The sequence below is a fragment of the Vibrio sp. 1401 genome, from assembly GCF_033340295.1.
Window position 1 is genome coordinate 1 of record NZ_JAWOWF010000867.1, and the last position, 511, is coordinate 511.

Consider the following 511-nt stretch of genomic DNA (forward strand, 5'->3'; position numbering starts at 1 on the left):
CACACGACGCTGTTTAAGCTCATTCAAACACAACTCAACCAACTCTTCGACGCTCTTCTCGCCTGCTGGCAAATCAATTTCTGGATTGATTGGCGCTTGATATTCTGAATCAATACCCGTGAAATTTGGGATCTCACCTGCTCGCGCTTTTTTGTATAAACCTTTTGGATCTCGGCCTTCGCACACTTCGAGAGATGCATTCACAAACACTTCAATGAACTCACCTTCGGGCAGTAAATCGCGAACAAGTTGACGCTCAGCACGGTGAGGAGAAATGAACGCGGACAACACAATCAAACCCGCATCTGCCATCAGTGTCGCCAACTCGCCAATACGACGAATATTTTCGCGCCGATCTTGTTCAGAAAAGCCTAGATCACTACACAGGCCATGACGAACATTGTCACCGTCCAACAAATAAGTGTGGTAGCCCAACTCAGCTAAACGATTCTCCAGCGCGCCCGCGACGGTTGACTTACCTGCACCAGATAAACCAGTAAACCAAAGCACT

At 47.9% G+C, this 511-nt stretch carries 1 protein-coding gene; it reads right to left on the bottom strand.

The features are described 5' to 3' along the window. The coding region (gene cysC / locus R7Z77_RS28605) for an adenylyl-sulfate kinase (protein WP_318137467.1) at positions 1 to 511 on the bottom strand (511 nt) is incomplete at both ends.